Origin of the sequence: Actinomadura physcomitrii (assembly GCF_008923205.2) — a bacterium.
In the GTDB taxonomy this organism is placed as follows: domain Bacteria; phylum Actinomycetota; class Actinomycetes; order Streptosporangiales; family Streptosporangiaceae; genus Spirillospora; species Spirillospora physcomitrii.
Genome location: NZ_WBMS02000001.1, coordinates 422,644 through 430,646, shown reverse-complemented (window position 1 = coordinate 430,646; position 8,003 = coordinate 422,644). Strand labels below are relative to the sequence as shown.

8 protein-coding genes and 1 pseudogene are annotated in these 8,003 nt (G+C 71.8%); 1 reads left to right on the top strand and 8 read right to left on the bottom strand.

Going from position 1 to position 8,003, the window contains the following annotated elements:
• The first annotated feature begins 117 nt into the window (after nucleotides 1-117).
• The gene (locus tag F8568_RS50125; protein WP_328600680.1) at nucleotides 118-813 is read left to right on the top strand and encodes an IS110 family transposase; all 696 of its coding nucleotides are present in this window, start codon (nucleotides 118-120) and stop codon (nucleotides 811-813) included.
• A gap of 567 nt (nucleotides 814-1,380) precedes the next feature.
• On the opposite strand, the gene F8568_RS02005 is transcribed toward F8568_RS50125, so the two are convergent.
• From F8568_RS02005 to purS, 8 genes and pseudogenes are all read right to left on the bottom strand, one after another.
• The gene (locus tag F8568_RS02005) at nucleotides 1,381-1,647 is read right to left on the bottom strand and encodes a hypothetical protein (RefSeq protein WP_151590548.1); all 267 of its coding nucleotides are present in this window, start codon (nucleotides 1,645-1,647) and stop codon (nucleotides 1,381-1,383) included.
• A 30-nt stretch (nucleotides 1,648-1,677) separates the two neighbouring features.
• Nucleotides 1,678-1,986: a hypothetical protein gene (locus F8568_RS02000; protein WP_160573472.1), complete on the bottom strand. Its 309-nt coding sequence runs from the start codon at nucleotides 1,984-1,986 to the stop codon at nucleotides 1,678-1,680.
• Nucleotides 1,986-2,474, bottom strand: coding sequence for a GNAT family N-acetyltransferase (locus F8568_RS01995; protein ID WP_328600677.1), 489 nt, complete (start codon nucleotides 2,472-2,474; stop codon nucleotides 1,986-1,988). The genes F8568_RS02000 and F8568_RS01995 overlap by 1 nt, the downstream gene beginning before the upstream one ends.
• Nucleotides 2,475-2,495: 21 nt before the next feature.
• Nucleotides 2,496-2,852 carry a GNAT family N-acetyltransferase gene (locus tag F8568_RS01990; RefSeq protein WP_160573471.1) on the bottom strand — a complete coding sequence of 119 codons (357 nt, stop codon included), beginning with the start codon at nucleotides 2,850-2,852 and terminating at the stop codon, nucleotides 2,496-2,498.
• A gap of 49 nt (nucleotides 2,853-2,901) precedes the next feature.
• A complete protein-coding gene (purL, locus tag F8568_RS01985; RefSeq protein ID WP_202124361.1) occupies nucleotides 2,902-6,231 on the bottom strand; it encodes a phosphoribosylformylglycinamidine synthase subunit PurL in 3,330 nt (1,109 codons plus the stop codon).
• Nucleotides 6,228-6,908, bottom strand: coding sequence for a phosphoribosylformylglycinamidine synthase subunit PurQ (gene purQ, locus F8568_RS01980; protein ID WP_151590537.1), 681 nt, complete (start codon nucleotides 6,906-6,908; stop codon nucleotides 6,228-6,230). Before purQ ends, purL begins: the two co-directional genes overlap by 4 nt.
• A gap of 99 nt (nucleotides 6,909-7,007) precedes the next feature.
• Nucleotides 7,008-7,472, bottom strand: coding sequence for an ATP-binding protein (locus F8568_RS01975; protein WP_328600676.1), 465 nt, complete (start codon nucleotides 7,470-7,472; stop codon nucleotides 7,008-7,010).
• Nucleotides 7,473-7,743: 271 nt separating this feature from the next.
• Nucleotides 7,744-7,980 (bottom strand): annotated as a pseudogene (gene purS / locus F8568_RS47635) (phosphoribosylformylglycinamidine synthase subunit PurS); the annotation flags it as partial.
• Nucleotides 7,981-8,003 lie beyond the last annotated feature (23 nt).

The following is an 8,003-nucleotide window of genomic DNA, read 5'->3' as shown; positions in this document are numbered from 1 at the left end:
GCCTTCAACTCGTCGTCGATCCGGGCATAGAGTGCCGTTGCGAGGGTGTCTAGGTCTGTCTTCACACACTGACATTGGACGCCCTCGCCCCATGTCCGCAGGCGAACCCTTGGACTCATTCATCTAGTCGGCCAGGCACAGCAGGTGCTCTACATCTCCGGACACAAGATCAACCGAGCGGCCGACGGCTACCGCGGGGAAGGCAAAACCGATGCCCGCGACGCAGCAATCATCGCCGACCAAGCCCGGATGCGCCGCGACCTGCCCGAGCTTCACATCGACGACGAGGTGATCGCCGAACTGCGACTCCTGGTCGCCCGCCGCCAAGACCTGACCGGCGACCGGACCCGCCTGATCAATCGGCTTCGTGCCCAACTGCTGGGCATCTGTCCGGCGCTCGAGCGCGCTCTGCACCTGGTCAACCAGGGCCCGGTCGTGCTACTCACCGGCTTCCAGACTCCGGCCGCAATCCGCGCCACCGGCGGCGACATGGACGCCTTCGGCACCCCCGACCGCCTCGCCGCCTACGGCGGCCTGGCTCCCGCCGCCCGCGACTCTGGACAGGTCAGCGGCAACCTGCACCGACCCCAGCGCTACAACCGCACCCTCCAACGCGTCTTCTTCATCTCCGCCCAGATCAGCGCAAGATACAGCCCGGAATCCAAGACCTTCTACGAGCGAAAACGCCGAGAGGGCAAGCGCCACAACCAAGCCGTCCTCGCCCTCGCCCGACGGCGCCTGAACGTGCTGTGGGCCCTCATCCGCGACCACCGTCGCTACCAGCCGGCACCGCCGCTCGCCAACGCCGCATAGCTCCAAAAACGTCCTCGGGCGGTCCAAGGTGGGGCGGACAAACCGAAACCATCACACGATCCCAACCGCGGCACGAGCCGCCCCCCACCTTGACAACTCCATTGAGAATCAAGGGCGCCCTTCGGGCGTCACTACGTGATGGCCTACGGCCACCCTTGACAGAACCCGTCCGCCGCTCAGTACAGGTCTCGTCGGGGGCCGGGGGGGAGGTGGGGGAAACAACAGCGGCTACGCCGCACGGCCACGGGGGCGGATGATCTTGGATCGCGGTGAACTGCTTCGGACGCGGTGCAGGTCATCGGCCCAGCGTGCGGACGGGCTCGGACATCCCGACTACCTTCGGGAACGGGAACTCGTCCGCTCCGCGCTCGCCGGCATGTGCGGCCCCGCCGAGGACGTCGCCCGCCGCGCGGCTCAATGGTCGGCCGAAGCCGGCTGCCAGGCGGATGCCGCACTCATCAGTCGAGCCCTCGAGACCACGGGCGGGTTCGTCGAGGAGGGCTTCAGCAAGCTCGTTTCAGCACTCGGAGTCCCCCAAGCGGCCACCTCGAGGTGACGTGGGGCTAGCTAACTCGGGTCGGGGGCGTTGCGTCGGAGAACCACTGTGGAGCGGCGGGCACCCAGGTTCCACGACACCGGCTCCCATCCTTTCGGCTCCAGGCGTTCTACGGCCGCGCAGAACGTCGGGATTTCGCGGCCTCGCCGTAGCCACGATTTGTGGGCGATCACCACGTATTTGTGCGGGTAGCCGTCGAGGGCGCTGGGGGCGCTTTCGAGGTCGCGCAGGCGGATCGTCCTGGCTTCTGCGATGGAGTTGGACAGGAGGAGCACCATGACTCGGAAGTATCCCGATTCGGTTATGGCTTAGGGGCGGGTCTGGGCGACGATTTCGTCGATGGTCGTCTGGGGGACGAGTAGGGCCGCGTCCCAGGTTTCGTCGTCTTGGCCGATCAGGATCGTTGCGTGGTCGTCGTCGGCGGCGGCCCAGAACACCGGTGTGCCGGCGCAGGTTCCTACCTGCAGTGAGCGGCGCTCGTCCCAGTTCGCTCGGCGGATGGCGGTGAGGCGGGAGAAGTCCGTCAGGGAGGCGCGGATGTGCAGCTCCCACGTGTCGGCCTGGAGGACCAGCATGGGCAATGGGTCGGCGGCGGCGTCCAAGGTCACCCGGATCATCAGGGCGTGTCTCGGGTCGTTTCTTCGGTCTTGTAGGTGCGGAAGCCGCGGCGGTGGTAGTTGCGCAGGGCGTTGGGGTGGTCGAAGGAGGAAGTGTGGAGCCAGACCCTGGCGGCCGTGGCGGACAGTTCCCAGGCACGCCGGATCGCCAAAGTCAGCGCGTAGCCGCCGAGGCCTTTGCCGATGAAATCGGGGAGCAGGCCGAAGCTCTTTATCTCGACCTCGTGGTCGTGGGGGTCGTAGGCGACGATGCCCGCGGGTTCGCCGTCGAGCGACAGCAGCGCGAATGTGCGACGGGGGTTCTCGGCGTGCCAGGTCTGCCATCCGTCGGGGGTGCGGCGGGCGCTTCTCCAGCCGTAGGGGGTGCCGACGCGGGCGAGGATGTCGGGGACGAGGGGTGAGGACCGTTCGAGGGGCTGCAGGGCCAGGCCAGGGACGGAGGCGGACGCGTTCAGCTGGTCGGGGTCGGTCATTTCGACGTATGTCACGGTCTCCTTCACATCCGTAGGTTAGGGGGTCGATTCGCGGCGGTGGCGGGTTTCGCGCGTGGGCGTCCAGCCGGTGGCCTCGTAGAAGGCGCAGGCGCGTTGGTTGCCGTCGAGGACCCAGAGGGTGGCGCTTCGGAAGCCGCGGACGGTGAGTGCATCGAGGGCGTGGGAGTGGAGTGCGCACCCGAGGCCCTGCCGCCACGTGCGGTCGGGGTCGCGGAGTCTTTGCAGCCATCGCCGCTCGCGTTCGGCGGGGTCGTACGCGGCGAGGAATCCGTCCGGAAGCAGGCCACGGTAGGCGGCGCGGTACGAGGACAGGTGCAGGCGCGCTATCGCGGCGGCGTCGGCCGTTGTGGCGGTTCGGATCGCATGGGCCATGCGATCCATGAGAGAGGACGCCCCCGGAATCGGGGGCGTCCTCAGTGGGTCAGTTGGCGTAGCTCGGGAGCATGCGCTCGTTGGCCTCGCGGAGTTCGACGAGCGGGATGGTGAACAGCTCCTGCTGGTCGCCGTCCGGGCCGCGGCCGGAGACGTTCAGCGAGTCGCCGCCGACGACGCCGATCTGGCTGACCGGGACGCCCGCCGACTCGCACAGGGCCGCCAGACGGGCCTCGCCGCCGGGACGGACCGCGACCATCGCGCGGGCCACCGACTCGCTGAACAGCGTGACGAACGGGTCGCCGGGCAGGGAGATCCGGGCGCCGAGCCCGCCGCGCAGGCAGGCCTCCACCAGGGTCTGCGACAGGCCGCCGTCCGACAGGTCGTGGACGGCCGTCAGCAGCCCCTCGCGGATCGCGGTGACCATGACGGAGGCGAGGGCCGCCTCCGCCTTCAGGTCGACCAGCGGCGGCAGGCCGCCGAGGTGGCCGTAGACGACGTGCGCCCATTCGGAGCCGCCGAACTCCTCGCGGGTCTCACCGAGGAGCGCGATCGTGGCGCCGTCGGAGGTGAGCGCCATGTTCACGCGGCGGCGGACGTCGTCGTGGACGCCGAGGACGCCGATGACCGGCGTCGGGTTGATCGGGGTGGTGCCGGTCTGGTTGTAGAAGCTGACGTTCCCGCCGGTCACCGGGATGCCGAGGTACTGGCAGGCGTCCGCGAGGCCCTCGACGGCGCGGGCGAACTGCCACATGACTCCCGGGTCCTCCGGGGAGCCGAAGTTCAGGCAGTTCGTCACGGCGAGGGGGCGGGCGCCGGTGGCGGCGACGTTGCGGTACGCCTCGGACAGCGCGAGCTGCGCGCCCGCGTACGGGTCGAGCCGGGTGTAGCGGCCGTTGCCGTCCAGCGACAGCGCGATGCCGAGGCCCGACTCGTCGTCGATCCGGACGAGGCCCGCGTTCTCCGGCATGGCGAGGACGGTGTTGCCCAGCACGTACCGGTCGTACTGCGAGGTCACCCACGTCTTGCTGGCGAGGTTCGGGGAGCCGGCGAGCCACAGCACGGTGCGGCGCAGCTCGTCGCCGTTGGACGGGCGGGTCAGCCGGCCCGGGGTGTCGGACTGCAGGGCGCCGAGGTCCTTCGGCGGTTCGAGGGGACGCTCGTAGACGGGGCCCTCGTCGGCGGCGGTGACCGGCGGGATGTCGACGATCGTCTCGCCGCGCCACGTCATGACGAGGCGGCGGGTGTCGGTGACCTGGCCGATGACGGTGGCGGGAATCTCCCAACGGGCGCAGATCTCCATGAAGCGGTCGACCTTGTCGGGCGACACGACCGCCATCATGCGCTCCTGCGACTCGCTCATGAGGATCTCCTCGGGGCGCAGGGTCGCGTCGCGCAGCGGGACGGCGTCGAGGTCGACGTGCATGCCGCCGGTGCCGGCGGCGGCCAGCTCCGTCGTCGCGCAGGAGACGCCGGCGGCGCCGAGGTCCTGGATGCCGACGACGAGGTCCTCGCGGAACAGCTCCAGGCAGCACTCGATGAGCAGCTTCTCCATGAACGGGTCGCCGACCTGGACCGACGGCCGCTTGGCGTGCGACTCCTCATCGAACGTCGCGGACGCCAGGACGGACGCGCCGCCGATGCCGTCCGGGCCGGTGAGGGCGCCGAAAAGGATCACCTGGTTGCCGGGGCCGGGGGCCACGGCGCGCTTGATGTCCTCGTGCTTCATCACGCCCACGCACAGGGCGTTGACCAGCGGGTTTCCCTCGTAGCAGGCGTCGAAGACGGTCTCGCCGCCGATGTTGGGCAGGCCGAGGGAGTTGCCGTAGCCGCCGACGCCGGCGACGACGCCGGGCAGCACCCGCTGGGTGTCGGGGGCGTCGGCCGGGCCGAAGCGCAGCGAGTCCATGACGGCGATCGGGCGGGCGCCCATCGACATGATGTCGCGGACGATGCCGCCGACGCCGGTCGCGGCGCCCTGGTACGGCTCGACGTAGGACGGGTGGTTGTGCGACTCGACCTTGAAGGTGACCGCCCAGCCCTGGCCGATGTCGACGACGCCGGCGTTCTCCCCCATGCCGACGAGCAGCTTGTCGGTCTTGGGCGCCTTGTCGCCGAACTGGCGCAGGTGGACCTTGGAGCTCTTGTACGAGCAGTGCTCGCTCCACATCACCGAGTAGATCGCCAGCTCGGCGGAGGTGGGGCGGCGGCCGAGGATGTGCCGGACGCGCTGGTACTCCTCGTCGTTCATGCCCAGCTCGGCGTACGGCTGCGGGCGGTCGGGCGAGGCGGCGGCGATGGCGACGGTGTCGGTGCGGGCGTCGACCTTGAGGGACGACTCGATCGCGAGCCGGGCGCCGCCGCCGATGGCGGGCTGCGGGCCCGTCCCGGACCCGACGGCGTGCTGGGGGCCGGTGTTGGGGCCGCCGATGGCGGGCTGCGGGCCGGTGCCGGAGCCGACGGCCTGCTGCGGGCCGGTGTTCGGGCCGACGGCGGGCTGCGGGCCCGTGCCGGAGCCCACGCCGGGCTGCGGGCCGGTGCCGGACGCGACGGCGGGCAGCGGACCGGTGCCGGGGCCGACGGGCGGCAGCGGGCCGGTGCCGGAGCCGACGGCCGGGAACGCGCCCGTGCCGGACGGGCCGACGGCGGGGAACGGGCCGGTGCCCGGGCTCACGGCGGGCAGCGGGCCCGTCCCGGAGCCGAGGGCGGGCAGCGGGCCGGTGAACGGGCCGACCGGGGGCAGCGGGCCGGTGTTCGGGTTCAAAGCGGGCAGCGGGCCCGTCCCGGGGCCGCCGGCGGGCTGCGGGCTCGCGCCCGGGCCCTGCCATGCGCCGGACGCTCCCTGTGGCCCGACGGCGGGCTGCGGGCCCGTCCCGGAGCCGAGGGCGGGCAGCGGGCCGGTACCGGCGACGCGCTGCGGGACCGCGGGCGGCGGCGGGAACGCCGCGTACTCGCCCGGGTCGGGCGTGGTGAGCGTGGGGTCGGCGTGCGGCGGGAAGGGGACGGCGACGCCCTCCTCGGCCAGCGCGCGCGCCAGGTCGTCCGAAGGGACGACAGGACCGGCCGGGACCGCGGGCGCGGTGCGTCCGGCGGTCTGGTCGTCGTCGAGCACGGGCAGCGGGCCGGTGAACGGGCCCTGCGGCACGGGCTCCGCACCGGACGGGCCGGGCGTCCCGGACGGGCCGGGCGACGCGACGGGCGAGTTGGACCGGTCCTCCTCGAGGATCGCCTCGAAGGCCTGCGTGACCGACGGGTCGACCGGCTGCAGCTCGGGGTCGTCGGCGTCGGACTTCAGCTCGTCCAGCCAGTCCAGCGACGGCTCGTCGTGCTCGGCGTCGCGCGCCGCCCGGCCGGAAGAGTGGGGCCGTTGCTCGCTCATGCGTTGACCAGTCTCTTGACGATCGAGGTGAAGAAGCCGAGCCCGTCGGTGGACGGCCCGGTCAGCGACTCCGCGGCGTGCTCGGGGTGCGGCATGAGCCCGACCACGTTGCCGGCCTCGTTGCAGATCCCGGCGATGTCGTCGAGGGAGCCGTTGGGGTTCAGGTCGAGGTAGCGGGCGACGATCCGGCCGGAGTCGGCCAGTTCGGCCAGGGTCTCGCGGTCGGCGGTGTAGCGGCCGTCCGCGTTCTTGACCGGGATCACCAGCTCCTGGCCCTCGGTGTACTCCGAGGTCCAGGCGGTGCCGGCGTTCTCGACGCGCAGCCGCTGGTCGCGGCAGACGAAGTGCAGCCCCGCGTTGGGCAGCAGCGCCCCCGGGAGCAGGTGCGACTCGCAGAGCACCTGGAAGCCGTTGCAGATGCCGAGGACCGGCAGCCCCGCCTTCGCGGCCGCGACGAGCTCGGTCATCAGCGGCGCGAACCGGGCGATCGCGCCGGCGCGCAGGTAGTCCCCGTAGGAGAACCCGCCGGGCAGCACGACGGCGTCGACCCCCCGCAGGTCGTGGTCGGCGTGCCAGAGGGCGACCGGCTCGGCGCCGGCCAGCCGCACGGCGCGCGCGGCGTCCTTGTCGTCCAGGGAACCAGGGAAGGTGATGACCCCCACCCGGGCAGCGTCCATCTGTTCTGTTCCTCCGAAATGAGGTGCGGCCGGGACGGTCGGTCTCATCCGCCGATCACCGCTGCGCGCGTCGCACAATCCCCCCGCGCGCGTACCAATCTACCCGGCCGTGTGCATGAGCCGGCGCTCGAGGCCGCCGAGCAGCGCCCCGTCCCGCCAGGTCAGGCGCTTTCGCAGGTGAACGACGGTGCCGCGGTCGGGCGTGCGGTCGATGTCCAGATCGTCCACCAGCGCTCGCATGATAGTGATCCCGCGCCCGGACTCGCTCAGAACTCCCGGTTCCGGCGGGACGTGCGGGACGGGACGGGGCCCGTGGCCGCCGTCCTCGATCTCCAGCCGGCAGGTGCCGTCGCCGACCCGGCCGGCGACCCGGTAGTCGCCGGAGGCGCGGGCGTGCTGGACGGCGTTGGTGCACGCCTCGGAGGCGGCGACGAGGATGTCGGCGACGCAGTCCTCGGCGACGCCCAGCCCCCGCAGCGCGTCCCCCACCACCCGGCGTACCACCGGAATGCTCGGCGCCTCGCGCGGCAGCGCGAGCGCGAACTCCATATCCACCCCGGACACCTCGTAGTCATGCCCCGGGCCTTCCGGCAGGGCCCCCCGGTCCCGGAGCGTGCTCGACGACTCGACGCAGCTAAGACTTCCCCGCCGGAATCTTTCGTAACCGCTATACTGTCGGGTCTTTAGCGTCGCCCTGGAGGCCCTCGGGCGGCACCGGACCCTCTTCGACCTGCGGCGACTCGGCGGGCGACCCCTCGGGGAGCCCTTCGGGCAGGCCTTCGGGACGGCTTTCCAGGGCGTCTGGAACGTCCGGTTCCAGGCCCTCCGGCTGCAGCACTCGCACCTCGAAGTTCTCGATCACCGGGTTGGCGAGCAGGGTCTCGGCGATGCGGCGGACCCGCTCCAGCGCGGCCTCGTCGGCCGGTCCCTCGAGCTCGACCTCGAACCGCTTGCCCTGCCGGACGGCCACGACGCCGTCGAAACCCAGCTGCGGCAGCTTCCGGGCGATCGCCTGGCCCTGCGGGTCGAGGATCTCCGGCTTGAGCATGACGTCGACGACGACACGCGCCACGGTCGCCCCCTCACTGATCTGCG

Excerpts from the sequence above, each read along its gene's own strand:
- F8568_RS02005 (WP_151590548.1), bottom strand. The coding sequence starts at position 1,647 with ATGGTGCTCCTCCTGTCCAACTCCATCGCAGAAGCCAGGACGATCCGC.
- purQ (WP_151590537.1), bottom strand. The coding sequence starts at position 6,908 with ATGGACGCTGCCCGGGTGGGGGTCATCACCTTCCCTGGTTCCCTGGAC.
- F8568_RS02000 (WP_160573472.1), bottom strand. The coding sequence starts at position 1,986 with ATGATCCGGGTGACCTTGGACGCCGCCGCCGACCCATTGCCCATGCTG.
- purL (WP_202124361.1), bottom strand. The coding sequence starts at position 6,231 with ATGAGCGAGCAACGGCCCCACTCTTCCGGCCGGGCGGCGCGCGACGCC.
- F8568_RS01990 (WP_160573471.1), bottom strand. The coding sequence starts at position 2,852 with ATGGCCCATGCGATCCGAACCGCCACAACGGCCGACGCCGCCGCGATA.